The organism is Marinobacter sp. CHS3-4 (genome assembly GCF_030053415.1).
In the GTDB taxonomy this organism is placed as follows: Bacteria; Pseudomonadota; Gammaproteobacteria; order Pseudomonadales; family Oleiphilaceae; genus Marinobacter.
On sequence record NZ_JASGBJ010000001.1, the window covers coordinates 91,701 to 116,723 of the forward strand.

At 57.2% G+C, this 25,023-nt stretch carries 25 protein-coding genes; 10 read left to right on the plus strand and 15 right to left on the minus strand.

Annotated elements, in window-relative coordinates; genetic code table 11:
- Positions 1–60 precede the first annotated feature (60 nt).
- On the minus strand, positions 61–1,014 hold the full coding sequence (locus QLQ17_RS00440) for a DUF3179 domain-containing protein (protein WP_283207573.1): 954 nt from the start codon (positions 1,012–1,014) through the stop codon (positions 61–63).
- 109 nt (positions 1,015–1,123) lie between these two features.
- Here QLQ17_RS00440 and QLQ17_RS00445 point away from each other — a divergent pair, with 109 nt between their 5' ends.
- Positions 1,124–2,299 carry an ADP-ribosylglycohydrolase family protein gene (locus QLQ17_RS00445; protein WP_283207574.1) on the plus strand — a complete coding sequence of 392 codons (1,176 nt, stop codon included), beginning with the start codon at positions 1,124–1,126 and terminating at the stop codon, positions 2,297–2,299.
- Between the two features lie 21 nt (positions 2,300–2,320).
- Here QLQ17_RS00445 and QLQ17_RS00450 read toward each other — a convergent pair whose 3' ends face one another.
- The 5 genes from QLQ17_RS00450 to QLQ17_RS00470 all read right to left on the minus strand — a co-directional run bounded on the left by QLQ17_RS00450 (position 2,321) and on the right by QLQ17_RS00470 (position 6,202).
- Positions 2,321–3,016, minus strand: a complete 696-nt coding sequence (locus tag QLQ17_RS00450; protein WP_283207575.1) for an SDR family NAD(P)-dependent oxidoreductase — start codon at positions 3,014–3,016, stop codon at positions 2,321–2,323.
- A gap of 10 nt (positions 3,017–3,026) precedes the next feature.
- Positions 3,027–3,851 carry a DUF547 domain-containing protein gene (locus QLQ17_RS00455; protein ID WP_283207576.1) on the minus strand — a complete coding sequence of 275 codons (825 nt, stop codon included), beginning with the start codon at positions 3,849–3,851 and terminating at the stop codon, positions 3,027–3,029.
- A 110-nt stretch (positions 3,852–3,961) separates the two neighbouring features.
- A complete protein-coding gene (locus QLQ17_RS00460; protein WP_283207577.1) occupies positions 3,962–4,609 on the minus strand; it encodes a TVP38/TMEM64 family protein in 648 nt (215 codons plus the stop codon).
- Between the two features lie 33 nt (positions 4,610–4,642).
- Complete coding sequence (locus tag QLQ17_RS00465; RefSeq protein WP_283207578.1) at positions 4,643–5,263, minus strand: YbhB/YbcL family Raf kinase inhibitor-like protein; 621 nt, start codon at positions 5,261–5,263, stop codon at positions 4,643–4,645.
- 87 nt (positions 5,264–5,350) lie between these two features.
- Positions 5,351–6,202, minus strand: coding sequence for a putative RNA methyltransferase (locus QLQ17_RS00470; RefSeq protein WP_283207579.1), 852 nt, complete (start codon positions 6,200–6,202; stop codon positions 5,351–5,353).
- Between the two features lie 29 nt (positions 6,203–6,231).
- On the opposite strand from QLQ17_RS00470, the gene QLQ17_RS00475 reads away from it, so the two are divergent.
- Positions 6,232–6,969, plus strand: a complete 738-nt coding sequence (locus QLQ17_RS00475) for a spermidine synthase (RefSeq protein ID WP_349306783.1) — start codon at positions 6,232–6,234, stop codon at positions 6,967–6,969.
- A gap of 9 nt (positions 6,970–6,978) precedes the next feature.
- On the opposite strand, the gene QLQ17_RS00480 is transcribed toward QLQ17_RS00475, so the two are convergent.
- On the minus strand, positions 6,979–7,533 hold the full coding sequence (locus tag QLQ17_RS00480; RefSeq protein ID WP_283207580.1) for a carboxymuconolactone decarboxylase family protein: 555 nt from the start codon (positions 7,531–7,533) through the stop codon (positions 6,979–6,981).
- A gap of 118 nt (positions 7,534–7,651) precedes the next feature.
- Between QLQ17_RS00480 and QLQ17_RS00485 the strand changes: the two genes are divergently transcribed.
- The 5 genes from QLQ17_RS00485 (at position 7,652) to QLQ17_RS00505 (ending at position 12,516) form a co-directional block, all read left to right on the plus strand.
- Complete coding sequence (locus tag QLQ17_RS00485; protein ID WP_283207581.1) at positions 7,652–8,257, plus strand: TetR/AcrR family transcriptional regulator; 606 nt, start codon at positions 7,652–7,654, stop codon at positions 8,255–8,257.
- A gap of 60 nt (positions 8,258–8,317) precedes the next feature.
- Positions 8,318–9,628: an NAD(P)/FAD-dependent oxidoreductase gene (locus QLQ17_RS00490; protein ID WP_283207582.1), complete on the plus strand. Its 1,311-nt coding sequence runs from the start codon at positions 8,318–8,320 to the stop codon at positions 9,626–9,628.
- A gap of 11 nt (positions 9,629–9,639) precedes the next feature.
- A complete protein-coding gene (locus QLQ17_RS00495) occupies positions 9,640–11,364 on the plus strand; it encodes a potassium/proton antiporter (protein WP_283207583.1) in 1,725 nt (574 codons plus the stop codon).
- Positions 11,365–11,550: 186 nt separating this feature from the next.
- A complete protein-coding gene (locus tag QLQ17_RS00500) occupies positions 11,551–12,006 on the plus strand; it encodes a L,D-transpeptidase family protein (RefSeq protein ID WP_283209019.1) in 456 nt (151 codons plus the stop codon).
- A 228-nt stretch (positions 12,007–12,234) separates the two neighbouring features.
- Positions 12,235–12,516 (plus strand): Lpp/OprI family alanine-zipper lipoprotein, encoded by a 282-nt coding sequence (locus tag QLQ17_RS00505; protein ID WP_283207584.1) that lies wholly within the window; start codon positions 12,235–12,237, stop codon positions 12,514–12,516.
- 74 nt (positions 12,517–12,590) lie between these two features.
- Here the strand turns inward: QLQ17_RS00505 and QLQ17_RS00510 are convergent, their stop codons facing one another.
- From QLQ17_RS00510 to QLQ17_RS00535, 6 genes are all read right to left on the minus strand, one after another.
- The gene (locus tag QLQ17_RS00510; protein WP_283207585.1) at positions 12,591–13,376 is read right to left on the minus strand and encodes a slipin family protein; all 786 of its coding nucleotides are present in this window, start codon (positions 13,374–13,376) and stop codon (positions 12,591–12,593) included.
- Complete coding sequence (locus QLQ17_RS00515) at positions 13,373–14,872, minus strand: NfeD family protein (RefSeq protein WP_283207586.1); 1,500 nt, start codon at positions 14,870–14,872, stop codon at positions 13,373–13,375. Before QLQ17_RS00515 ends, QLQ17_RS00510 begins: the two co-directional genes overlap by 4 nt.
- Before the next feature lie 90 nt (positions 14,873–14,962).
- Complete coding sequence (locus QLQ17_RS00520; protein WP_283209020.1) at positions 14,963–15,898, minus strand: L,D-transpeptidase family protein; 936 nt, start codon at positions 15,896–15,898, stop codon at positions 14,963–14,965.
- Between the two features lie 207 nt (positions 15,899–16,105).
- Positions 16,106–17,503: a DHA2 family efflux MFS transporter permease subunit gene (locus tag QLQ17_RS00525; protein ID WP_283207587.1), complete on the minus strand. Its 1,398-nt coding sequence runs from the start codon at positions 17,501–17,503 to the stop codon at positions 16,106–16,108.
- Between the two features lie 38 nt (positions 17,504–17,541).
- A complete protein-coding gene (locus QLQ17_RS00530) occupies positions 17,542–17,967 on the minus strand; it encodes a MarR family transcriptional regulator (protein ID WP_283207588.1) in 426 nt (141 codons plus the stop codon).
- Positions 17,968–18,099: 132 nt separating this feature from the next.
- Positions 18,100–19,386, minus strand: a complete 1,287-nt coding sequence (locus tag QLQ17_RS00535) for an MFS transporter (RefSeq protein WP_283207589.1) — start codon at positions 19,384–19,386, stop codon at positions 18,100–18,102.
- A 320-nt stretch (positions 19,387–19,706) separates the two neighbouring features.
- On the opposite strand from QLQ17_RS00535, the gene QLQ17_RS00540 reads away from it, so the two are divergent.
- The 3 genes from QLQ17_RS00540 (at position 19,707) to QLQ17_RS00550 (ending at position 23,569) form a co-directional block, all read left to right on the plus strand.
- Positions 19,707–20,612, plus strand: coding sequence for a BrxR family helix-turn-helix transcriptional regulator (locus QLQ17_RS00540; RefSeq protein ID WP_283207590.1), 906 nt, complete (start codon positions 19,707–19,709; stop codon positions 20,610–20,612).
- A gap of 5 nt (positions 20,613–20,617) precedes the next feature.
- Complete coding sequence (locus QLQ17_RS00545; RefSeq protein ID WP_283207591.1) at positions 20,618–22,378, plus strand: ExeM/NucH family extracellular endonuclease; 1,761 nt, start codon at positions 20,618–20,620, stop codon at positions 22,376–22,378.
- A 144-nt stretch (positions 22,379–22,522) separates the two neighbouring features.
- On the plus strand, positions 22,523–23,569 hold the full coding sequence (locus QLQ17_RS00550; protein ID WP_283207592.1) for a helix-turn-helix transcriptional regulator: 1,047 nt from the start codon (positions 22,523–22,525) through the stop codon (positions 23,567–23,569).
- On the opposite strand, the gene queE is transcribed toward QLQ17_RS00550, so the two are convergent.
- Complete coding sequence (gene queE / locus QLQ17_RS00555) at positions 23,553–24,209, minus strand: 7-carboxy-7-deazaguanine synthase (protein ID WP_283207593.1); 657 nt, start codon at positions 24,207–24,209, stop codon at positions 23,553–23,555. The two genes, QLQ17_RS00550 and queE, sit on opposite strands and share 17 nt — an antisense overlap.
- Entirely contained in the window at positions 24,209–24,874 is a 666-nt protein-coding gene (gene queC / locus QLQ17_RS00560; RefSeq protein ID WP_283207594.1) for a 7-cyano-7-deazaguanine synthase QueC, read from the minus strand. Before queC ends, queE begins: the two co-directional genes overlap by 1 nt.
- Positions 24,875–25,023 lie beyond the last annotated feature (149 nt).

The window sequence follows — 25,023 nt, forward strand, 5'->3', positions numbered from 1 at the left end:
CAAAGAGGCGATAGGTAAAGAGACACATGAGTTCAGGAACTATTACATCAATATGGAAAATTAATCGGCTTCAAAGATCAGGGTTTCGGGATGAAAAGTGTACCAGGCAAACCAGAAGGCCCTCGTCGCGGGCAGCAGCTTGCCGGATTCATCCCGCAATTCCGCCGAAGGCACCGTCGGGTCATAGTGAACCTGTACTTTCTTGCCACCGATCCGGTCTTCGAGAGGAGCATCGCGCTCAGCCAGCTCCGGAAACGGCCAGACTTTGCTCTCACCGTTGTGCGTCCAGCCCAGTACCCAGGTTTTCGGATGGTATTTCCGGCTGGTGTGGGTCACCGGAAAATACAACCTTTCGGAATGATCGTACTCACCGTAGGGCGACTGGCGATAGTCACGCTTGTGGCCGGTATCGGTAGACAACACCCAGCCGTTGCTGCCTACCCTTTCCCGCCACTGCCCCAGGCGCTCGTGGCGAATCGCGACTGGCTCCAGACGCTTACCCGCCAGAGGGCCGGCGATGGCGCGGCCCTCGATCTGGGACCATAGCGATTCCGTCTGGCGGTCATACATCAATAGATCGCTGTTGTAGAGCAGGCCGGAGACGCCAAAGCTCAGTCGCTTGCCGTCGACCACCGGATCGAACGCAATTCCGGTGCCGCAGAGCGGGCAGAAGGTGATCAGCAGTGGCTTGCCATCGGGATCGTGATTGACGATTTCGTGCCAGTTCAGTATGCCGACCGGGTAGGCATAGCTGCCACTGGTGCCATCAAAGGTCAGCATCAGATCATCCTGCCGCCACAGAGTAGCCTTGGCAGGTGGGACAAACACGGGTTGGTCAATCGAGGGAATGCCGTCCCGTGGCGGGCCACCTTGAAGCACCTCGTCGGCGGGGACCAGCGCGTTGTCCAGATTAAATCCGTTTTTCTGCTGGGCAGCGGCACTCAGGGGTGTCGCGAAAAGTACCGCGAACAGGCCAGCAACCAGTGTCACCAACAAGGGCTGTAAAACGTTCATCAGTGCGCCTCCCCTCAGCGGACGGCCAGAGTCAATGTCTTATGACAGACAAACCTTTCAGCGAATCGTTACACTCAATTGAAAAGAGATACAGGCAGGAGACAGCAACATGGCCCAAGAGGCAGCATCCAGACACAATGACCGATTGATCAATGCCCTTGCCGGTGGCTGGGTCGCAGACGCCGCGAGCCTTGGCCTGCACTGGCTGTACGACAGCCCGAGAATCGCCGAGGTTGCGGGTAACCAGCCGGAATTCCTCGAACCCAGGGGCGACTATTTTGACGGGGTATTTGGCTATTTTGCCCACGGTGGTAAAAAAGCAGGCGATACCAGCCATTATGCCGCGGCTACCCGGGTACTCACCGACAGCCTGCTGGCTAACCAGGGGGCGTTGTCGATTCGGGACTACCAGCGACGTTTCCGTACTTACTTTGGCCCGGGCGGCGGCTGGCAAGGGTTTCTGGACAACCCCACACGGATTACCCTGGAAAACCTAACGTCGCTGGAACACCGGGCCATCGATAAAGCCCTTGCTACGGTCAACGTCGACCTCTCGGACAAACAGCGCCGCGTTCTGGTTCAGAAAGTGTTGCCCTACACCCGACACTTGTCGGGCGCAGACCTCGCGGGACCCGTTCGCGAGGCCGTCAACCTGACGTACAAAGAGCCGGAAATCCAACAGGCAGGCGTTCATCTGGCCGAAACCATTGACCGGAATCTGGCACCGGAAAGCGGCGCCGATGATACCCAACTGCCGGCCGTTTCCAAGCTGGCGCCTCTGGTCGCCTGCTATCTGGGCCAGGACGACCTGCTGCAGGTGGCGGAAGCGGCGGTCCGGGTGACCAACCACAGCGACGAGGCCGTCGCCTGGGCCAGGTGCGCAGCAACCCTGCTGAATCAGCTTTTTCTCGGTGAGTCGGTTTCTTCAGCCATGGATGCCGCCATGCCCCTGGCACCGGACGTAACGCGTCTTGAACAAGCTCGATCAGGCGCCTCGCTGAACGGTCCAGAAGCGGGCGACACCTTCGGACGCACCTGTTATCTGTACGAAGCCATGCCGGTGATTTTCCACATTCTCAGTCAGGCCAATAGTTTCGTCGAGGCCGCCAGATCGAACATTCAGTGCGGCGGGGATTCCTGCGGTCGATCCTGGATTATCGGACCCGCTATGGCCGCCATTCACGGGGTAGGAGGAGAAACCGGCATACCTTTGAGCTGGCTGACCCGCGTGACCGACTCAACTTCCATTCTGCGCGATATCGAGTCACTGGTCAGATATAGGTAACTGCCTTTTGATCAGTCGCTACTAGGTTTCTCCAAACGGTCGGATATCCAGCTCAAACGTCCAGGCAGACGGGTCTTGCTGGCACAGGGCCCAGATCGCATCGGCGAGGGCATCAGGCTTTACAAAGAAATCGTCAGGTTTTTCCGGCAGCTTTTCCCGAGTTCGGGGAAGGTCGACAACGCCATCAATCAGCACATTGGCCACATGGATTTTCTCCGGTCCCAGCTGTCGTGCCAGGGACTGGGCCAAGCTGCGCTGGGCGGCCTTGGCTGAGGCGAAAGGCGCGGTATTGGCACGGCCTCGTGTGGCCGCTGACGCACTGGTCACAATGAGATTGGCGCGCTCGTGCTTGCGCAGCTGAGGCAATACCGCTTTGGTGGCCGCGACCAACCCTTGCACGTTGATGCGCCAGTTCGCTTCAAAATCCTCCAGACTGGCTTCTTCCGCCGACTTGAAAACGCCACCGCCCGCATTATAGAGCAAGGTAGAAACTGGCCCGAAGCTCTGCTCGATGGAAGCAAACGTGGCTTCAACTTCACTCATATCGGTGGCGTCGTATACCTGGCCATGACTGTTGGGGATCGTATGTTCCAGGCTTTTAAGGTAAGCCTCACTGCGCGCCAACATCACCACCACATGGCCTTCGTCACTGAATTTTCGGGCGAGTGCTTCACCATTACCCGGGCCCACACCGATGATTGCACATACCTTGTTCATTTCGGGCTCCTCAAAATTCGACATTTGGAAAATTGTCCGGGCGATTCAGGGACCAGTCGTAATCGATGAACTCCAGCGTCGCGGAATCCGAAATCTGACGGGCGATCTCTGGCGTGGCCCATCGACGAATATAGTCAAAACGGGTCCCGGCGGCCTCGGTAAAATCCTGCTCGTACCATTTGAACAGTTCCGTCACATGGACCGTATCGCCTTCCACCTTCAGATGCCGGTCGGTATTGAACGCCCGGCGGGTGTTTTCCGTCAGCAGCGGCTCAACATTGTTCGCCGTGTAGACCTGCCTGCGCAGAGGCGGGCAACCAACCGACGCACAATTCACGGCGAAATGAACACGCGCGTCTTTCCAGCCCCGGGCCTGATAGTCATCGCCCAGCAGAATGTCTTTTTCGATCTCGTTCAGGCTGTACTGACGGCCACCAATCGTAAAGTTCTTGCGGTCAAATACGCTGTCGACAAAGGGGTTGATGCGGCCTCCATAGTCCCACACGGACCCGACCAGTTCGCCATCCGGGCGCTGAGTGAGAATCTGGTCGAGCATGAAAAAGTTATACGCATTTATCCAGAAAGCGATGGACTCTTCCCGGCCATCCAGGGACGAGGGATCGAAGTTCGCCAGGGCATTCCGCTGGGCCGTCAGGCGCGTGGTGGTCTGTGGATCCTCAAGGGCTGCCTGATAATCAAACGCAGTCACCAGCCCATTGCCGGGCAGCGTTTTTTCGATCAGGTGATCCTGCAGCAGCTTTGCGAAAGGCTCGTAGGATTCAGCCGCCGCCAGTGCAGGCAACAAACCCAAAAAAACAAAAATTGCGGCACGCATAGACCGGAAACACCTCATAGTCACCTCTGATACTTGAACGTTGCAGTGCTTCAGACACCGGATCACTGCCTTTGTTACACCACAAAGAAGAACGCTAAAACGCCGTCCGGTCAGGATCTTTTCAGGAAAAAAGGCAGTACGGTCATGACCAACAGAATAAGTCCCGCTGCCGCCACGGTGAGCGCCGGGTTGAGCTCAAAGGTGTGGCCCAGCCCTGCAAACACGAAGGTCATCGGTAACATACCCAGAAAGGATGCCAGTGCAAATCGCCAGGCACTGATCGCCGTAACGCCCGCCGCATAGCTGATCAGGGCAAACGAGAAAATTGGGATCAGCCGGGTCAGAAAGATGGTCCAGAACAACACTCGTTGAGAGCCGTCTTTTGCCAACAGCGGATGGGTGTGCAGCTTGTTCCGCACGGCCTCACGGCCGAGCAGCCGAGCCACATAGAACGCAATCAACGCGCCGGCCAGCGCGCCCACGGCGGCAATCAAAGTGCCGGTAACCACCCCAAAGGCAAGCCCTGAGGCGGCGCTGATCGGTAATGTCGGAATGGGGCCAACGACCACCGCCAGCACCATCATCAGCATGAGGAAGACTGGGCCCAGCATGCCGTGTTGGTTCAGCCAACCCGCCAGATCGCCAGGTTTCAGGCTGGTGGGCATACCAAGCTGACTCAATGTCAGCCAGAGCGCCGCCATGATCAACATCACCGCCGCTACCGTTGCCAGCCGAAGCGGCCAGGGTGATGGGATCATGGGAAGCCGGGCACAGTCATTCGAACCGGATAATCAAAACAGGTCCGGATTCAGGGTATAGGTACCCGTCACTCGATCACTGGCAAGCACGTGGCCTTTCATGGCTTCACGCACGGCAGCACCATCAAACTCCCCGGAGACATCGAGCTTCTCCACGTCCAGTGCGTGAATCTCGTAATGGTAGTGGTGCATGATTTCGTCGTTCCACGGCGGGCATGGGCCGTCATAACCGGCGTAGGTACCGGCCATATCCGGATTGCCGGCCAGAAACTGGGTGTAGTTATTGATGCCGCGACGACCAATGGGGCCATCCTGATCCTTGCCTTTGGGAATAACGCCGTCGCTGTCTTCCCCTTCCGGAATACAGGACGTCGTCGCCGGAACATCCACTAGCAGCCAGTGAAAGAAATCCACACGGGGAATGTCCTTGGATACGGTTTTGCCTTCCTGATTTACGTCGTCAGCCACGCTGGGCACGTCCGGATCGAACATCATGACAACAAAACTTTTAGTGCCCTCAGGCGCGCCTTCCCAGGTCATTTCCGGGTTTTTGTTGGGACCGAAGCTCATGTGGTCTTCTTCGTTGTAAACGCCGAATGCAAAATGCTCCGGTACCGGTTTGCCTTCTTCTACGCCTTGAACGGTGAGTTTCACTGTTCTGCTCTCCTGTTGGTTGGCTTTTATAGGACCGTCTGACGTTTTTAACAGCGGCATCCCGGGCTTGTCTAGACGACAGACGGGTTATCCAGTGGCGATCCGCTCAAAAACCCGTAGTCGGATATCCACAGTGACCGCCAGGGACTCCAGCGTCTGCGCGCGCTCACGGCCCTCCACCGACGCTCGGTAAAGGTGAGGCGTCATTGCCAGCAGATCTTGTATGAGTGGCTGTGAATCCAGTGTGATATCGAACGAAAGTGGATCATCTGACTCAAGCGCAAAGCCCTCTGGTACCGACTGGTCAGGTTCCCTTGCTGGCTTCAGCGTGGGGTAAACGATTTCCCTGAGCTCCCGCAAATGATTCGGCCCTGCATCCACCTGAATCAGACGTCCTCCGGTTTTGATCACACGATGGAACTCCTCGTACACCGGAAACCCGAACAAGCACAGAACCCGATCAAGGGATTCGGGAAGGATGGGCAAACGGGCATTGGTCCCCACGACCCACTGAGCGTCTTTCATGATCTTGGCGGCCGCCAGCACGGCCCATTTGGAAATATCCAGACCAACCATCGACAGCTCCCGATCGGCTGCCGCCTGCCCGAGCGACAGCAGGTAATAACCTTCACCACAGCCTGCATCGAGACAGGATAAGGTGTCTTGCCTGTCCCCTTTTGAGGCCAGCACCGCGCGGTTTACGGCGTCGGCAATCGGCTGGTACAGACAAGTGGACAGGAAATGGCGGCGGGCGGCGACCATTTCTTTACTATCGCCAGGCTGAAGGGAGCGTTTATTCTGTACTGGCAAAAGATGCACATGACCTTGGCGCGCAACGTCAAAACTATGGCCCTGTGAGCAACGCCAGCTGCTACCTTCAAGAAGCAGAGGCTCACCGTCCAGCGGACAAGCGAGCGCTGAAAACCGATGACAGGTCATAGAATAAGGCAAACACTGGAGACAGCGAATTGAAGGGCGACATCATTCATTTCACCCGCGATGCGATGGGAGGGATTCTGGTAATCGACTATCGCAAACATCGGGTCATGACCTTCGATTCCATCTTTGAACAGAGCAAAATTGATCGCCGCTTTCCGCACCTGCCCGTGCATGAATATTGCCGCGCGATGCTCCTTCCCATTGCGTTCCAGTCACCCAGACACGCAACCATACTGGGCTTAGGTGGCGGCATCATGGCCAACGCATTGCTGCATTTGCTACCCGAGTGTCAGGTGGATGCCGTGGAGCTTCGTCCACGGGTGGTCGACGTTGCCCGGGAGTACTTCAGCCTGTCGGACTCTCCCCGGTTAAATCTGATTTCAGGCGACGCTCGCCATGCTCTGGAATCAATGCCCGACGACCACACAAACCTGATACTCGCGGACATGTACAGCGCCGACCGGATGAGCCCGACCCAGGTTCAGAAAGAGTTTATCAAACAATGCAGCCGCGTTCTGTCCGATGCTGGCTGGATTGCCCTGAACTACCATCGCACCCCCGATCTTAACGGTGCCTTCTTCCGGCAGCTTCAGGGCGAGTTTGCGATGGTCCTGGCGTTCAAGAGCAAAACCAACAACACGGTTCTCTTCGGCTGCAAACAGCCGGTGGACTTGCCCGCCAGCAAAGACCCGCGACTGGGCGATCTGGAAAAAGCCCTACCCATCGACTGGCGCCGATTAATGACGCGGGTGATCCGACTGGGCTGAGAAAAACGCTCAGCGTTTCTTGGTCCACTCGAAACTTTTAAAGGGCTCGTCGACAGGCGTTTCCGCCAGGTGGTTGATGTAGTTGCTCAACACCTTCTGGGATACAGCGAGGACGACCTCAAGTACCTGGCGTTTGGTAAACCCGGCCTCAAGAAATTTTGCTACAGCCTGCTCATCGACATTGCCGCGCTCGCGAACCACAGACAATGTGAAGTCGCGCAGCGATTCCAGTCGATCCTCAGGCAACGGCGTCTCGTCTCTCAGCGCATTGGTGATGTCATCAGACACCTCCATCATTTTGGCAATACCGGTATGCGCCGGAACACAGTAGTGGCAGGCATTCTCGACGTTTATTGTCTGCCAGACAACGGTCTTCTCATCGTTGTCGAAGCTGCTGTCCAGAACCAGTTGATGGAGCTTCTGGTAGGCATCCAGCACCTGCGGCGATTCCGCCATCACGGCGTGCAGGTTCGGAATCATGCCAAATTCCTGCTGTGAGCTTTCCAGCAGCGGCTTGGAATCTTCGGGTGCCGTGTCGATCGTGTGCAGGGTAAATTCTGCCATGTCGTTCTCCTTGGAAAACCGATGTATTGAAAGAACTTGCGTTACACACTAGCTATTATTGAGTGATCATTCAAGTTAGCATTAAGGATAAGCAGTTTTGCCCACAGTGAGCAGTTCCATGGCCAGAAACGCACGCTATGATCGCCAGACCGCGCTCGGCAAAGCGGTCCATTTGTTTTGGGCGCGCGGCTATCACGCGACCTCCATCAAACAGATTGAGCAGGCGCTGGATATGAGGCCGGGTAGCATCTATGCAGCCTTTGGCAGCAAGGACCAGTTATTCAGCGAAGCCCTGGATGCCTACGCCCATGATGGAAATGCCGTGCTGCAAGAAGTTCTCCAAGCGGACGGCGGCATTGTCGATGGTCTACAGAAGCACTTGCGGGACATTGCAAATGCCTGCCATCCCGAAAGCCCGGAGCCGTCCAAAGCCTGTATGCTGGTAAAAACCCTGCTGGAAGCCAGCTACACTCATAGCAGCATCTCGGAGCAGGCCAATCAGCTTCTTCAGGGTATCGAAGCGTCGATCGCCAGCGCCCTGTTGCGCGCACGCGATCAGGGTGAATTGATGCCGGATACCGATTGCCAGCGACTCGCCCGGCTGATCCAGGCCCAGATCATGGGGCTGCGCGCCTTTGCGCAGCGCGAGACCAGTGCACAGCAGGTATCGGAACTGGCCGATGACATGGCAGCGTTGCTAGAACCTTACCGGGCAACTCATTGATGGCTGTGGCGACAAGCGCGACTCTTTTGAAGTTCAAATCGTTTATAGGAACTGCCCGTGATGGAAAACCTACACCATATCGTAGTGGTCGGCGGTGGTGCCGGCGGCCTGGAGCTGGTTACGCGGCTGGGAAACAAACTTGGCAAGAAGAAAAAGGCCCGGATCACTCTGGTCGACTCCGGCCTGACTCATGTCTGGAAGCCCCTGCTGCATGAGGTTGCTTCCGGCTCTCTGGACGCCAGCGCCAATGAAATCAACTATCGAGCGCACGCCAGCAAACACCACTACGAGTTTCAGCTGGGCCGTATGGCGGATCTGGATCAGATCGGCCGCAACGTGGTGATTGCTCCGTTTCTGGACGACGAAGGGAACGAAGTGGTGCCTGAGCGACGTATTCATTACGATACGCTGGTGATCGCTGTTGGCAGCAATGCCAATGATTTCGGTACCCCTGGGGCCCAGGAGCATTGCATTTTCCTGGACAGCCTCAAGCAGGCCCGTCGGTTTCATAACCGCCTGCTTAACGCCTTTCTCAGCAAGAACCACGAATCCCAGAGCGGGGAGAGCCACGAACTGCCGATCACCATCATTGGCGCTGGCGCCACCGGCGTGGAGTTGGCCGCAGAACTTCGACTCGCGTCCCGTGAGCTGCCGGTATATGGCATGAATCACCTGCGACCGACCGACGTGTCTATTACAGTCATCGAAGCCGCCGACCGCATACTTCCGGCGCTGCCACCTCGCATATCCGATGCGGCCCGGCGTGAACTCGAACATCAGAATGTGGAAGTTCTGACTGGCCAACCAGTCAGCAGCATCAGTGAAGCCAGCATTGTGATGAAGGATGGGACCGAGCTTCCCTCCGAAATGACCATCTGGGCGGCGGGCATCAAGGCGCCTGCTTTCCTTTCGGTCCTGGAAGGACTGGAAACCAATCGCAGCAACCAGATCAAGGTCGAGCAGACATTGCAATCGGTGTCTGATCATCAGATCTTCGCTTTTGGCGACTGTGCGGAATGTCCACAGCCGGGTTCGGATCAACCTGTGCCTCCCAGGGCTCAGGCCGCGCATCAGCAAGCGGACGTGTTGTTCAAATCCCTGTGCAATCGTCTAGAGGGCAAGGACCCGGTTCCATTTGTCTATAACGATCACGGTTCACTGATCAATTTCAGTCGCTACACCACGGTGGGGAATCTGATGGGGAACCTGTCCGGCCGTAGTATGTATATCGAGGGGCGTGTTGCACGACTGTTTTATACGTCGCTTTATCGAATGCATCAGGTGGCCCTTCACGGCCTTATCAGAACTGGCGTTATCTGGCTGATGGATCGAATCAGTCGGGCCATGCAGCCCAAACTCAAGCTGCACTGACCGGAGCCTCGATGGACGCCACCCTGACACTGATTGGCGCTCTGATGCTGGTGATCAGCATCCTGCTAAGCCCGCTGTCCAGCCGCGTGGGCATGCCAGTGCTGCTGATCTTCCTGATCGTCGGCATGATGATGGGCGAGGACGGCCCGGGCGGGCTGGAGTTCGACAACTTCGAGCTTGCCTTTGCCATCGCCAATCTGGCACTCGGCGTCATTCTGCTGGACGGCGGAATGCGCACCCGGGCGGAAACCTTCCGTGTCGGCCTGCGGCCTGCGTTGGTGCTGGCGACGCTGGGTGTATTTCTCACCGCCGCAGGCGCTGGGTTGGTGGCCTGGTGGGTGTTCGATCTCAGCTGGCTGACGGCGCTCCTGATCGGAGCGATCATTTCCTCCACCGACGCTGCCGCTGTATTTTCCCTGCTTCAGGGACGCGGTTTGCACCTGAACGAAAGGGTCAGCGCAACGCTGGAAATCGAATCCGGCAGCAACGATCCGATGGCAATCTTCCTGACTCTGATGCTGGTCTCTATGATCAGCGCTGGTGGGGTCTCTGAGTGGGGATCAGCCCTGTGGATGCTCGCCAAACAGTTTGGCATCGGTGGCATTGTCGGGGTCCTGGGCGGCTATGCGATTGTTCAACTGGCCAACCGTGCTCGCCTGATGCCCTCGCTGTATCCCCTGCTGGTCGTCGCCGCCGGACTGGCCGTGTTTGCCGGTACCAACCAGCTGGGAGGCAGCGGGTTTCTGGCGATTTACCTGACCGGCGTTATCATCGGCAATCAACCGGTGCGGATGATGCCAATGATCCTGCAGGTGCACGATGGCCTGGCCTGGCTGGCGCAGCTGTGTCTGTTCCTGATACTCGGGTTGCTGGTCACACCGTCAGACCTGCTGCCGCTGGCCGGTGGCGGTTTGATCCTGGCGTTCGCACTGATTTTCGTGATTCGCCCCGTCGCGGTTCTACTGACCCTCTGGCCCTTTGGTTTCAACCGGCGGGAATTGGGCTTTATCAGCTGGGTGGGCCTGCGCGGCGCCGTACCCATTGTGCTGGCTCTGTTTCCGGTCATTGCCGACTTGCCTTCGGCGGAGCTGATCTTTCACGTAGCCTTCTTTACCGTTCTGGTGTCGCTGATGGTGCAGGGTACGACCATGGCACCACTGGCGCGCAAACTGAATCTCGAAGTACCGGCCGGCGAGGATCCTTACCGGCGATTGCCCCTGGACGTACCCGCTGCCGGAGACCATGAACTCATGCTCTTCCCGCTACGAGGCGAAGCCTGGCAATCACCCAAAAAGCTGGGACAACTAAGGCTTCCTGAAAACACCGCTCTGGCGGGCGTATTTCGCAAACGGACCTGTTTGCCGCCGAACCCAGACCTGGACGTTTCCACCGGGGATGTCATCGCCATGTTTGCCACACCCGCGGTGGTGCCGGAACTGGGGCGAGCACTCAGTGGTCGTCATACCCCGGGCCACCTGGCCGAGCGCGCGTTCTTCGGGGATTTCGTACTCAATGGCGACGCCTTGCTGGGGGATGTGGAACAAGTCTACGGCATAGAATTCGACGAGCTGCCTCCGGAGCTGTCACTGGCAGAGAGCTTTGCGCGGCGCACCAAAGGTCACCCGGTTGTGGGCGATAAAGTCGTACTCGGCCCTGTCACTCTGGTCGCCCGGGCAACCGAAGCGGATCGGGTGACAAAAGTGGGTCTCAAAATGGATAACCGACAACTTCGTTAACAAAAACCCGTAGAAACGAAGGTTCGCTCCATCGGATTCCTGTGCTATAACATGGAAAAACTTTAATGTATTAAAATCATGTTGGTATATCGCACTACTCAACAAGGCCTCAGCTTCCTCATCAGCGCTCTTTTACTTACGAGCTTGCTGATGTTTAGCCACGCTTCCACAGCAACGGAGCTGGCCATGCTGGATTCCGTCAGGCCACTTGAAAACCCGGAAGTCAGCGAGGTTCTTGTCCGTAAAAAAGAGCGGCGCCTTTACCTGTTGTCGGGTGACGAGGTGGTACGCAGCTACCGCATAGGGCTTGGTGATAATCCCTCCGGCCACAAACTGTATGAAGGTGATGAAAGAACGCCTGAAGGTGAGTACATCCTTGACTGGCGCAACCCCAACAGCGATTTCTACAAATCGATCCACATCTCCTACCCCAACGAAAAGGATCGCGAACTGGCTTCTGCCTGGGGACTGAACCCCGGTGGCAGCATCATGATTCACGGCTTGCCCAACGAAGCGGAAGGAATGGAATTCGCCTACCTGGGCCTGGATTGGACCGACGGATGCATTGCCGTCAGTAACGAGGAAATGGACGAAATCTGGCAGTTGGTCAGCGATGGTACTCCAATCCGAATTCTCCCCTGATCCGATTCATGCGACCTATTCGTACCCCACTGGGAATGACTGCTATATTAACTTGTTGTCATTCGGCAAGCACTTTTACGTATAGTTAGTTAACATTTCCATTCAGACTGTTTTACACTGTTTGACGACTCCGATGGCCGCTGGCCTACGGACCCGCGTTAAAAGGAAGTCTGACGAAACAGACTTCTGAAAAGCAGGAAATAAGACGACCAATAAGGGGAATACAGAATGCGCAAGATCACTATCGCAGGGTTTGCACTGGCCACCGCACTGACCGCAGGTTGTGCATCAACCAATCAAGACGCTCTTGATGAAGCAAATTCAACTGCCATGTCTGCCGAGCAGACTGCAGACAATGCACTGAACACCGCTAACAGCGCCTCTAGCGCTGCGGCTGCCGCCCAGAAAACTGCTGATCAGGCTCTGGCGGCTGCAAAAGCTGCTCAGAAAGCAGCAAACGAAGCTAACGAGCGCGCCAAGCGCATGCTCGAGCGTGCCAGCCAGAAATAAGGCTGTCTCGACAAATAAAAGGGCCGGCAACCGCCGGCCTTTTTTGTGCCTGTCGAAAAGGCCATCGATCAGGTCTAATCACCTTTGGGTGGCTTGTTCCCAGACGGGTGGTTACTCATAAACGTCGACATCATTTCCATCGGTAACGGGAACACGATGGTAGATGAGTTGTTGTTGCTCATGTCCGACAGGGTCTGCATGTAGCGAAGCTGCATGGCGCCTGAATTGGTGGACATTACATCTGCTGCCTCAACCAGCTTCTTCGAGGCCTGAAGCTCGCCCTCGGCATGAATGACCTTGGCGCGGCGCTCCCGCTCTGCTTCAGCCTGACGGGCGATAGCGCGAATCATGGATTCGTTGAGATCCACGTGCTTGATTTCGACGTTGGCCACTTTAATGCCCCATTCCTCAGTCTGGGCATCGATAATCTCCTGAATATCAGAGTTTAACTTGTCCCGTTCTGACAGCATTTCGTCCAGATCGTGCTTGCCAAGCACAGAGCGCAGAGTCGTCTGTGCCAGCTGACTGGTTGCCGAGCCAAAGTCCTCAACCCGGATAATCGCCCGCTCCGGGTCTACGACTCGGAAATAGAGCACTGCGTTCACCCTTACCGTGACGTTATCCCGTGAGATCACGTCCTGGCTGGGCACATCCAGAGTAATGACCCTTAAATCAACCCGCACAATTTGCTGGATGACCGGGATGACAATGATCAGGCCGGGACCCTTTACGCCTTGGAAACGGCCCAGGAAAAACACCACGCCACGTTCGTATTCGGGCAGAATTTTGATGGCGGAGCCCAAAATCAGAAGCAGCACCACCGTGGGGACTACATAGGGAATCAATTCCGTCAGATTCATTGCGCGTTCTCCTCAGCGTTCGCCTTGGCCACCGTTATGGTGAGCCCGTCGATCTTACTTACCTCAAGTTGCTGTCCTTCTTGGACAGGTGCATTACTGATTGCGTTCCAGCGCTCACCGCTATAACGAACATGGCCTTTGAACTGGCCGTTGTCGTTCTGGAAATCATCCAGCGCGGTGACCGGTGCGTGGGCGCTGTTTTCGGTTCCACTGACTGGCGGCCGTCGCCGCAGGCCAACAAATCGAACCACCGTCCAGAGAATGAAACCTGCGGCAACAATGGCGGTGCCGCCAATGGTGGGCAGGGAAATGTCCTGGTGGCTGCCATCCATCAGAATGATCGAACCCGTCACGAAGGCGACGATGCCCCCAATGCCCAATATTCCAAAACTGGGCAGAAAGGCTTCACCCACAATGAAGCCCAGGCCCAACAGAATGAGCGCCAACCCCGCATAATTCACAGAGAGCACCTGGAAGGCGAACAGGGCGAGAACCAGACAGATAGCGCCGATCACACCCGGCACGATTGAGCCTGGATTGGCCAGTTCAAACACGATGCCGTAGAACCCGATGATCATCAGAAAATACGCCACGTTTGGATCGGTGATCACGGAGAGCAGTTTGGTCCGCCAATCCGGGTCGGAACGCACCAGCTCAATATTCCGGGTGTTCAGGGTTTTCTCCGCTCCGGTCATCACTACCTTGCGGCCATGCACCTGCTCCATCAGGTCAGGCAGGCTGTCGGCAACCACATCCACAACGTTCTGTTTCAGCGCCTCATCGGCGTTCAGGTTGACGGCCTCTCGCACGGCCTGTTCAGCCCAGTCAGCGTTGCGACCATGACGCTCTGCCAACCCGCGGATGTAGCTCACGGCATCCTCTAGCACTTTCCGCTCCATGGCGGTCCCGCCGCGACGCTTGTCGGCATTTTCATCGGGGGTAACACCGGGATCTTCCGCGCTGGATTCGCCGGCACCGGAGGCGTTGCTGTCGTCCCTTTGATCAGCCGGCTTCTCGGACGGCTCGTCCAGCCCTGGCAGGCCGCCCATCTGAACGGGCGTCGCAGAGCCAAGGTGGGTCGCCGGCGACATCGCCGCTACGTGGCTGCCATACAGTAGATAGGTCCCTGCACTGGCGGCCCTTGCGCCAGCAGGGGTTACCCAGGTGACCACAGGCACCTCTGAGGCCAGTATTTTCTTGATGATGCTCCGCATGGATTCCATCAGGCCACCTGGCGTATCCATGCGAATGACAACCAGATCAGCGCCTTCGGTTTCCGCCTGCTCTATGCCACGGACCAGATAGTCCATGGTCGCGGGACCAATGGCCCCGTCGATCGTCAACACACGTCCCGAGGGCACCTCAGGCTGCTGCGCATGCACCGTCTGATTCAGAGCTCCCAGGGACAGCGCGAGTCCGCCCAGAAGCGACAGGCAACACAGGATCCGGAAACAGAGTAGGCGGTAAATCGCCGGGATCTTTGAATTCAACGGCATGTCTCCTTCCCGTTAATACTCGGGGGTCATACCTGAATCATAGTGGACAAAGAGAGGAAATACCGTTCTGGAAGGCTGATCGGCGCCCAATCAGAACCACAGCTGCTGAGGAACACCATCGCTGTTGGGGGTACTGCGTCCGGGACTGGCGTTTTCTCTGGCAACCTGAGTCAACTGTTCACCGATCATCCTGGGCAAGCCATCTGCCAGGTCAACAGCACGGTCAATGGCGCTGCGCTGGACTTCCACACCCGGTCGCTGATCGCGGAAAGCTTCTACTACGCGGGATACTGCCTGCCAAAGCGCTTCACGGTCCTCCACCGAGTAGTCTTCCTCCGGGCGATGCACTTCCAGCCACACTTCATTCCCGCGCATACCGATCTTTACCGGCTCCTTGATGACGCGCACCGGCGTGCCTTTGCCAACTTCGTGAACAAAGCGGGAAATGTCTTCGTTGTACATGCGAAAACAGCCATGACTCACCTGCATGCCGACACCAAACAGCTTGTTGGTCCCGTGAATCAGATAGCCCTTTTCACTCAACATCAAGGCATGGCTGCCCAAAGGGTTGTCGGGGCCCGGAGGAATCATGCGAGGCAGATAGTCGCCATCGGCTTCGTATTCGGCTCGAATACTGGCCGGCGGGTACCAGGCCGGTGACTCCAGCGCCATGGTTACCTGGGCGTCGGTGAGTGGTGACGGGTTTTCCTCGGTACCGACACCTACCGGATACACCTGAACGCCCGTTTCTGTGAAGTAATACAAGCGATATTCCGCCAGATTGATCACGATGCCTTTGCGTTCCACATCGGGCAGCACGTAACGGCGAGGCACAGTAATGACGGTGCCTTCGCCCGGCAGCCAGGGGTCGACCTGAGGGTTGGCCTTGACCAGCTCGAGATAGCCCAGACTGTTCTGGTTGCCGATCGCGGCAAACGTGTCCTCGTAACGGGTGGTCATGACGCCGAGTTGGCCCGCCAGATCGCCTTCGATCGAAAAGACAGGGACGCGGGGCTTTTCGTCCATCTCGGTGATTGTCTGATCGCCTGACTGGGCCGGCGCAGTCTGCTCTCTGTCTGGTTCTGAGGCGGCCACAGCAAAGCCTGCGCCCGAAATCAGCGACATCGTTATTAACCAGACTGTGAGGCTCTTATTCACCATACATCTCTTCCAGGTACTGCATCCGATGGTTTTATCATAACCGGGCCGGCTTTTCATGACATTACGTTAGGATCAGGCTCGCATTTTCCAGACCGGCAGGGCGGCCACCGTTACAAACAGGGCAACCAGCCACCAGGCAGAATGAAAGGCATCAATCGTAGGCACTCCGCCGCTGTGGGGACCGAACTCTATGGTCAGAGCCACCATATTGACACCAAAGGCGCCACCAAGCTGACGGGTAAAATTGATGGTACTTGAGCCCGCGCCCAACTCGTGGGACTTCAGTGGATTCAGCGCCCCTGTCGACAATGCCGGTAACATAAAACCCAGACCGATACGGCCGAATATGGTCCAGAGTGCCAGCCAACCGAACGCCAGAGTCACATCAGACACTGCAAACAACGTTGCCGACAATGCGAACATTCCGATACCAAAGAGCACCAGGCTTCGCGCGCTGTGCTTGTCGGCCAGTCTGCCGGCAATCGGGAAAGTCATGCCCAGAACCAGCCCCGCCGGCAACATCAAAAGCCCGGCTTCCGTCGCAGAAAAGTGGAGCGCGGTCTGCACAAACAGGGGCACCAGATAGGTAGACCCAAACAATGCCAGCCCTAACGCCGCTGCCCCAAGGTTGGCAAACAGGAAGCTTCGCCGGCGGAACAGGCTCACGTTGAGCAGTGGATGGCGCGTACGGCGCTCACGGCGAACAAAGAGCACCAGCAATGCCGTCGCAATCAGGGCTTCAATGGCAACCCGGTGGCCGTCGCCGACGCCGTGCTGCAGGCGGTTCAGCGCATCCAGACTCAAGGTGATCGTCAACCCCAGCAAAACCAGGCCCGGCAAATCGAATCGGTAGGGCTCGGGCCGGCTGGGCGGTAATGGCAGGAATCGCCAGGCCATAAAAACACCCAACAGAGTCACGGGCACGGGTGCGAACATCACATAGCGCCAATCCAGCTCGTCCACCAGAAATCCGCCCAGTACCGGACCCAACGCCGGCGCCAGAATAACGCCCATGCCGTAAATGCCCATGGCCCGGCCACGGCGCTCGCGGGGGAATATCCGAAAAACCAGATACATGCCCATCGGCTGCATCAAACCCGCCAGCGCACCCTGGGCAATCCGCGCAAGGATCAGCAGTTCCGGGCTGTCGGCGAACCCGCCGAGAAATGACACCAGGCTAAACAGAGCCATCGCAGTGCCGAGCGTTTTGCGCAAACCAAAGTGATCCAGCAGCCAGCTACTGGTCAGCATGGTGGTGGTCATGGCCGCAATAAAGCCGGTCGCCAGCCAATGAACCTCGCCCTGGCGAATGCCGAATTCGAGCATGATGTCGTGCAACGCCACGTTAACCACCGTGGCACTGAGCACTGTGGCCATGGTGCCCAGCATCACTGTGGCAACCGCCAGCCAACGCCAGCGTTCGCCATAGCGGGCCCTGAGGCCTTCTACCGTGTTATCCATCGGTTTCATGGCACTCCGCCGTCAGGAGTCAGCAGTGTCAGGAAGGATTAGCGCTGGCGTTCAGCGTTGCTCAGGATCTTGTGGAAAATTTTGATGGAGCTGGCGATTTCCTCATCGGTTACGCCCTCCAGCATTTCCTCGCGCAGTTCGGCAGCGCGTTCATTGAGCACATTCATGAAGGATGTACCAGCACTGGTCAGGTACAGCCGGCGAGCGCGGCGATCATTCGGGCAGGGCCGCCGCTCGATCAGCTCCTGTTGCTCCAGGCTGTCCAACAGGCGCACCAGTGTGGGATTCTCAATGGCCATCAAACGAGCCAGCTCACGCTGAGTCAGTCCTTCGCCCCCCAACTGGAGATACACCATGGTGGTCCAGCGAGCCTGAGTGACCCCCAGGTCCTTCAAGCGCTCGTCAAGCAGCTTGCGCCAGCGTCGCGTTACCCGGGCAACGGCAAAGGGAAACTCATCTCTCATGTTCGATACTCTCTGTTTCGACGGTTCTGACCGTTCAGGCTGATTCAAACTGTCACTAATAGTAAGCTAACCATTGCGATAAAAACAGGTTTGGGTTCTGACGCAAACCCGTAAATACCGAAAGGCCGATAACTAACGTGGTTCTGTCGATGACGGTTGGTCAGCGGCAGATGTTTCCTGTAACTCATGAAAGTCTTCATTACGGGGGTCGATTTCCGCCAGCGCTGTTGAGCTCTCCGGCATGGCCGGCACAAAGTGCTCTTGCTGATCGACGGGGATATCGGGGGTACTGACGATGCGATAGCGGGTGCTCGCAGCCAGCAGAATCAGAAATATTGTGCTGCCCACGAACAACCCTTCCGGCCCCAGAACCGCCACCAGTTTGGCCATCACGATTGGGCCAATGACGCTACCGACACCATAGCTGAGCAAGAGGGTGGCACTGGCTGCAACAATCCGATGACTCTCCATGCGGTCGTTGGTAATGGCAACGGCAATGGGATAGAGCGCCGCAGAAAGGCCCGTAAAAATTCCCACAAGAAGCATCAGCAGCCACAACCGATCAGCACCAACAAATACCACAAGGGCAGACGCGGTCGCGGCCGTCAATGCAACCCAGTACAGGACCCAACGGCGGTCAAACAGGTCGCAAAGACGCCCCAGTGGCCACGCCAGAACCATCGCGGCAACAATGGCGCTGGCCATAAAGGTGGACACCCGGCTAACGTCCAGCCCGACCATCGTGGCGTAGACCGGGCCCATGGCGTAGAAGGCGCCAATCATGACGCCACAGATCAGCGCTCCGGAAACACCACTGAACGATTCGCGGGCAAGCGTGAAAAACGACAATCGGCCATGGGACTCGACGTTCGGCGCTTGCATACGGGTCAGCGCCAGAGGGATTAATGCCACCGTCAAGAGTACTGCTGCCAATGAGAACGGCACAAAAGACGAAGGCTCGCCCACATTGATCAACAGCTGCCCTCCGGCGGCCGACGAGTAAAACACAATCTGGTAGATGGCAAACAGAGTTGCGCGATTGGTGTTGGTCGCCCGGCTGCTGAACCAGCTTTCAATAACCACTAGCACGCTGGCCACACTGAATCCGGATATTGCCCTCAACACTGCCCATAACGGCTCCGAGACGGCCATTGGGTAGAGCAAAGTGCAGGCTGCGGCCATAGCAGCGAAAGCGGCAAATGCACGAATATGGCCTACGCGACTGATAATGCGGTGAACGTAGAGCGTACCCAGAACAAAACCGATGGAATAGCAGACCAGGATCCAGCCTATAATGTCCGGAGACACGGACTCCAGGCTCAAACGCACGCCAAGCAGGGTCATGAGAAACGCATTGCCGCTGACCAGCAGAACAATGCTGAGAATCAGGGCAGAAAGGGAAGCGACCGTGTTGGTCATCAGTCAGACTCCGGAATGCGGTGGGTGACAAGAAAGAGAATATAGTCGATACAACGCCGGTCGCTGACGCTATTCTGAATTAAAGCAGCGCAGGAATTTCCATGCCACCGTCCAACGATAGGCAATTGCCGAAATCGACAATAGCGCTTGCGGCCAACAGAGGTCTGGATTTAACATTATTTTACATTAAGCTGACGTAACAGACGCCTTAGACGTTCGCGGGTAACATGAGCGCATTGGACTGCAATCATACCATCCGCAAGTCTTTGAAATGATGCATATCATTTGATGCAATTCACATTAACCATGAGCCTCTGGTTATGAAAAAAACGGACTGGCCCATTCGTTGGGATCTGTTACTTCGCTATCGGCTGATCGAGATTATTGCCTTGTGGGAAGGACGACTCACAACCAATCACATCTGCCATAGCTTTGGTATCGGACGGCAACAAGCTTCCAAGGACATCAACACTTACCTGAGAGAGCTGGCACCCGGCAACCTCGTTTACGACCGCCATTTGAAAGGCTATGTACCTTCCGACAGGTTTACACCCAGGGTAACCACCGGCGAGGTTTCCGAGTATCAGGACCTGCTTGCCAGGCAGGACAGCCTGAGTGACACCTTCGAATCGCTGGACCTCAGTGTGTCGGAAAGCACCATCGTCAGGGGGCCTCAGCGGGTCGTGCGACCGGAAGTCATGCGAGCGGTCGTTGCCGCCACGCGCCAGGGGCGCATATTGAAAGCGCGTTACGCATCCCTGAGCCCGGCGCAAATTCATGAGCAAACGCTCGAGCCCCACACGCTTGTTTGCGTCGGCCACAGTTGGCATTTAAGAGCCTGGTGCGACAAAAACCGGGAATTCCGTGACTTCTCCCTGAGTCGCTTCCGTGGCGCGCCGGAAGTGTTACGTCAGAAGACCCGTCACAACCTGCAGCAGGACGATGACTGGCATCGCCAGGTGTCAATGGTTCTCACGCCGGACAGCCGACTAAATCCGGAGCAGCAGGAAATCATTGCAGCGGACTACGGCATGGAAAACCGGCGCATGGAGCTCACCACCCGTGCAGCCCTGGCGCCATATCTCCTGTCCCGGATGGGGCTGGGCCTGGATCATCAACATCCGGACCCAATGACCCAGCAGCTGGAACTGGCGAACGAAGATCAGATGGGCATCGGAGAATCGGCTCGGGAGCGTGCGATCAAGGCCGTCGCCGGCCTAAGCTGAAGCAGGTGCCCTACTGGTTTCTAAATGGCCTGCTGTCAGGCCTTCTGCTGTTGTCGGGCCACCTGTATGCCAGCTGCGACGCGCCTGCACTGGCACCCTCGGATGTGCAGGGCGCTGGAGACCGGTCGGCACTCACAGGCAAGACCGTTACCGTCGAAGGCGTGATCACTCTGGACTCCCGTCAACCAAATGGCTGGCGTGGCTTTTATCTTCAGTCGACGTCCGATCAGTCCGACAATGATCCCCGGACGTCAGACGCGCTCTTCGTCTACACGGATCGCCCCGGTGGAAAAGTAGGTTCGAAAATTCAGGTGACCGCCAGGGTCAAGGAATTTCACGGCCTGACTGAACTGACCCGGGTGTCGCGACTAACGATCTGCGGCCTTGCAAAACTGCCAGACCCGATTCTTCTACAACTACCGTGGCCAGGCCAGGCCCCTCCAGAACACCTGGAAAATATGCGGGTGACCTTCACCCAACCACTGACGCTCATTGGCCACTATAATTTTACGCGGTTCGGCGAGCTGGTTCTGTCGGACCAGCCCCAGGTTATCCCCACTGAACATACGCAGCCTGGTCCAAAGGCGCATTCCATGGCCATGGAACAGATCATGGGCAGGGTTTACCTGGACGACGGCAGACGCACGCAGAACCCCAGCCCTCTGCCCTGGCCAGCCCAATTGCTGACCCAGGGACAACCGGTGAGAAGCGGAGACCGCCTGACCAACCTTACAGGGGTTCTGGATTACCGGTTCGGCCATTGGCGCTTGCAGCCGACCAGCCAACCCCGGTTATCGAAGCCATCCATGCGACCGGAAGCTCCTGCCAGATCGGACGGCTCCAATCTGCGAGTGGTGTCCCTGAACCTGGGCAATTTCTTCAATGGCAAAGGTTCCGACCGCAGCTTTGAACAAAGCCGGGGCGCCCGTCATTCACAGCAATTTGCCGTGCAGAAAGCCCGTCTTGTCACAATGCTCAGCAGACTCGATGCCGATATCATCGCCGCGTCCGAAATGGAGAACGACCATTACAAACGCGACAGCGCCATTGCCGAATTAGCCACTGCAATGGGTCGACAATGGCATTACGTCCGAACACCCGGAAGCACCGGGCAGGACGCAATCCGAACTGATCTGCTGTACCGGAGTGACCGGGTCCAGGCCATCGGCAATCCCCAACGACTGACATCGGGCCACTTCGCCCTTCGTGGACGCCCGCCGCTCGCCCAGATATTCAAGCCGCTCGGATCGGCCACGGATTCATCGGTGAGAATCGTCGTTCCACACTTCAAGTCGAAGGCCTGTGGTGGCGCCACCGGCAAAAACCGGGATCAGCAGGACGGCCAGGGCTGTTACGCTCACCGTCGCACTGAGGAAGCCGAAGCGGTGGCAGACTGGCTGGCCCTGCTGCCCGCTCAACCCCATCTGGCAGGCACTTTGCTGACCGGGGACCTGAACAGCTATTCCCGAGAATGGCCGCTGACAACGCTTGAAGACAGTGGTCTGACCAACATTATCCGCGACCGCCAGACCTGCGGTGCCGATCGCTGTCCCAATACCACCTACCGTTATCAAGGACGCCACGGCAGCCTTGACCACGCGCTGGTTTCAGAAAACCTGAAGCCCCGCGTTGTGGCAGCCGGTGCCTGGCCAATCAATGCCGAAGAATTTGGCGCGCTGGGTTATCAGGGGGCTCTGGCCAGCCCGACGGATACCCCGTGGCGATCCTCAGACCACAACCCGCTGTACATAGACCTGGCTCTGTAAACCTTTTATCGCTGTAAGCGGCCGAGTTGGCCCGCTTAACCTGTTGACCCGTCATCTATGTCATGGGGTCTGACCGGGTATCCGTTCATACTGACTACAGATTGATAGTATCTAATCAACAATAACAGAACAGTGAGATCATCCATGTCCGCAGTCGTTACTGGCAAGCAGGACCTTGGGCTGCCTGCCATCTACCTTCATCTTCTTGCCGAACTGCTGGAACGCATTGGCGTGAATGAGCAGGCCCTTCTGGTTCGCGTCGGGTTGGACCCGGCCCGTCTCAATTCCATGGATTTACGGGTCAGTCAGGCGCAGGCCAACGAATTCGTGACCCGTGCGGTGATTGAAAGCGGCGAACCCGGTCTGGGCATTCTGCTGGCCAGAGAACTGGAACTGCCCCTGCATGGTGAACTCGGTACTGCCGTGATGAGCAGCCGGTCAATTATGGATGTGATGAATCTGGTCACCCGTTTTCTGTCACTCCGGGCGCCCTACTTATCGGTTCGCAGTCAGCAACGTAAAGACCAGGCCCTGTTCATTCTGACCAGCGGCCTGGAGGCGGGATCGCTGAATCAGTTCGTGCTGGACGCAGTTCTGTTTGGCTTTGCCTTTATGGGTCCCCAGCTAACTGGCACGACGGCCAGTGGCGCCAGAATTCTTCGGCGCGGTCCGGAACCGGCGCACTTTCATCGCTTTCGTCAAAGCATTCCACTTCCAGTCGAATTCAACGCCGCGGAAGATGCCTTCCAGATTCCGGTGAGCGAACTGGGCAGCAGCATTCAGTTTTCCAACGAGCAACTGGCGGCTTCCTCAGAGGCCCAGTGCGAGGCCGCCCTCAGCGAATTAACCCGGGACTCTGGCTTTGCCTGCCGGGTGAGACGGGTGATCGAAACCAGCCATCCTTTTCCTCCCAAACTTTCCAGGGTAGCGGGTACGCTATTTGTCTCTGAGCGCACCCTCAAACGCCGCCTTCAGGGCGAGGGCATCAGTTTTCAAACGCTGGTAGACGAAGTTCGGTTACAACGGGCGAGAGAATTGCTGGGCAAGACATCAATGAATCTGGGGCAGATCGCCGATGCTCTGGGTTACGCGGACGCCGCCAATTTCACCAGGGCCTTCAAGCGCTGGACAGATCAGAGCCCAAGCCAATACCGGCAGCAGGTCATGCCCCCTCTCAGTCTATGCCAATGATCTTGTGCATCTGCAGTGTCAGCCGCCAGCGGGGATTGGCCAGGCAGTAATCCGTAGCCTTGCGGGTATTGCTCTGTTTGATCGTGTCCGGCTGACCGTCTGCCACCGAAGGCGATGCCATCGGAGACAGAAAGAAATGCGTGGCGAGCATGTCGGTAAACCGTTCCGGCATGGCCAGCGGTTGGGGGTACACCAGTTTCAGTTCATCACAACGCTCGATGACCACCGGGGCATCGGCCTTGGGGCTGACACACAACCAGTCAATGCCCACAGGGGCCGGCAAGGTACCGTTGGTTTCCACCCCCACTTCAAAACCCTGATCATGAAACGCGCGGACTAGCGCGTCGTCCAGCTGCAGTAGTGGCTCTCCCCCGGTACAGACCACATAGGGTTTACCCGACTGTTCCGGCCAGAGCTGACGAATATGCCGGGCCAGCTGGTCGGCAGTGTCAAAGCGCCCACCATTCTGGCCATCCGTGCCAACGAAATCCGTATCGCAGAAGGTGCACACGGCACTTGCCCGATCTTTCTCACGCCCGGTCCAGAGGTTGCACTTGCTGAACCGACAGAACACGGCAGCGCGACCTGCCTGGGCGCCCTCACCCTGAAGGGTATAAAACGCTTCTTTAACCCGGTACATCAGGCCTGGCCTTCATAGGGCAAAGGGTCCGTAACCCCATTGGCCGCGAAAGCTTCCAGCCGTTCCACGCAAGACCCGCAGCGACCACACGCCCGTTCCCGGCCGTTGTAGCAGGTCCAGGTCTTGCTGTAATCCAGCCCCATGTTCAAGCCTTCGGTCAGGATCTGGCTCTTGTCCGCGCCCATGAAGGGGGCCTCGATCGCCACCGGCTGATAATTCGCCACCCGGCATACGGCGTCCATTTTTTCCACGAACTCCGGGCGACAATCGGGGTAAATCGCATGGTCGCCGCCGTGGGCACCGTACCAGACCGAGTCAGCACCAGCGGTAACGGCATAACCCGTTGCGAGTGACAGCAGGATCATGTTTCGATTGGGTACCACCGTTGCTTTCATGCTTTCTTCTTCGTAGTGACCCTCGGGCACGTCGACGTCTGCCGTCAGTGCGGAGCCGTCCATGACGACGTTGAGCGAACGTATATCCACTACTTTGTGGGGAATGGACAGTGACTGACAGACCTCCCTGACGCACTCGAGTTCCCTCACATGCCGCTGCCCATAATCAAACGACAACGCATGTACGTCGAAGCCCTGTGCCAGGGCCCGATGGAGAAGGGTATAGGAATCCATACCCCCGGAATAAATCACTACAACAGTTCTGGTCATCAGTACCTTCTACAACGACTGCCTTTCTGGATGGTCACTTCACACCTGTGCCGGTTATTGCGCATCGGCAGATCCCCAGGCCCGGTTTTACAATGTTTCGACATAGTGTAACAGTGGAATGCAAGGATGAGTTCGCGTCTTTCCATACG

Coding starts and splice junctions, on each gene's coding strand:
- QLQ17_RS00450 (WP_283207575.1), bottom strand. CDS start 3,016: ATGAACAAGGTATGTGCAATCATCGGTGTGGGCCCGGGTAATGGTGAA.
- QLQ17_RS00540 (WP_283207590.1), top strand. CDS start 19,707: ATGAAAAAAACGGACTGGCCCATTCGTTGGGATCTGTTACTTCGCTAT.
- QLQ17_RS00520 (WP_283209020.1), bottom strand. CDS start 15,898: ATGGACGAAAAGCCCCGCGTCCCTGTCTTTTCGATCGAAGGCGATCTG.
- QLQ17_RS00525 (WP_283207587.1), bottom strand. CDS start 17,503: ATGAAACCGATGGATAACACGGTAGAAGGCCTCAGGGCCCGCTATGGC.
- QLQ17_RS00495 (WP_283207583.1), top strand. CDS start 9,640: ATGGACGCCACCCTGACACTGATTGGCGCTCTGATGCTGGTGATCAGC.
- QLQ17_RS00510 (WP_283207585.1), bottom strand. CDS start 13,376: ATGAATCTGACGGAATTGATTCCCTATGTAGTCCCCACGGTGGTGCTG.
- queC (WP_283207594.1), bottom strand. CDS start 24,874: ATGACCAGAACTGTTGTAGTGATTTATTCCGGGGGTATGGATTCCTAT.
- QLQ17_RS00530 (WP_283207588.1), bottom strand. CDS start 17,967: ATGAGAGATGAGTTTCCCTTTGCCGTTGCCCGGGTAACGCGACGCTGG.
- QLQ17_RS00480 (WP_283207580.1), bottom strand. CDS start 7,533: ATGGCAGAATTTACCCTGCACACGATCGACACGGCACCCGAAGATTCC.
- QLQ17_RS00470 (WP_283207579.1), bottom strand. CDS start 6,202: ATGACCTGTCATCGGTTTTCAGCGCTCGCTTGTCCGCTGGACGGTGAG.
- QLQ17_RS00445 (WP_283207574.1), top strand. CDS start 1,124: ATGGCCCAAGAGGCAGCATCCAGACACAATGACCGATTGATCAATGCC.
- QLQ17_RS00455 (WP_283207576.1), bottom strand. CDS start 3,851: ATGCGTGCCGCAATTTTTGTTTTTTTGGGTTTGTTGCCTGCACTGGCG.
- queE (WP_283207593.1), bottom strand. CDS start 24,209: ATGTACCGGGTTAAAGAAGCGTTTTATACCCTTCAGGGTGAGGGCGCC.
- QLQ17_RS00440 (WP_283207573.1), bottom strand. CDS start 1,014: ATGAACGTTTTACAGCCCTTGTTGGTGACACTGGTTGCTGGCCTGTTC.
- QLQ17_RS00535 (WP_283207589.1), bottom strand. CDS start 19,386: ATGACCAACACGGTCGCTTCCCTTTCTGCCCTGATTCTCAGCATTGTT.
- QLQ17_RS00485 (WP_283207581.1), top strand. CDS start 7,652: ATGGCCAGAAACGCACGCTATGATCGCCAGACCGCGCTCGGCAAAGCG.
- QLQ17_RS00505 (WP_283207584.1), top strand. CDS start 12,235: ATGCGCAAGATCACTATCGCAGGGTTTGCACTGGCCACCGCACTGACC.
- QLQ17_RS00490 (WP_283207582.1), top strand. CDS start 8,318: ATGGAAAACCTACACCATATCGTAGTGGTCGGCGGTGGTGCCGGCGGC.
- QLQ17_RS00550 (WP_283207592.1), top strand. CDS start 22,523: ATGTCCGCAGTCGTTACTGGCAAGCAGGACCTTGGGCTGCCTGCCATC.
- QLQ17_RS00515 (WP_283207586.1), bottom strand. CDS start 14,872: ATGCCGTTGAATTCAAAGATCCCGGCGATTTACCGCCTACTCTGTTTC.
- QLQ17_RS00500 (WP_283209019.1), top strand. CDS start 11,551: ATGCTGGATTCCGTCAGGCCACTTGAAAACCCGGAAGTCAGCGAGGTT.
- QLQ17_RS00460 (WP_283207577.1), bottom strand. CDS start 4,609: ATGATCCCATCACCCTGGCCGCTTCGGCTGGCAACGGTAGCGGCGGTG.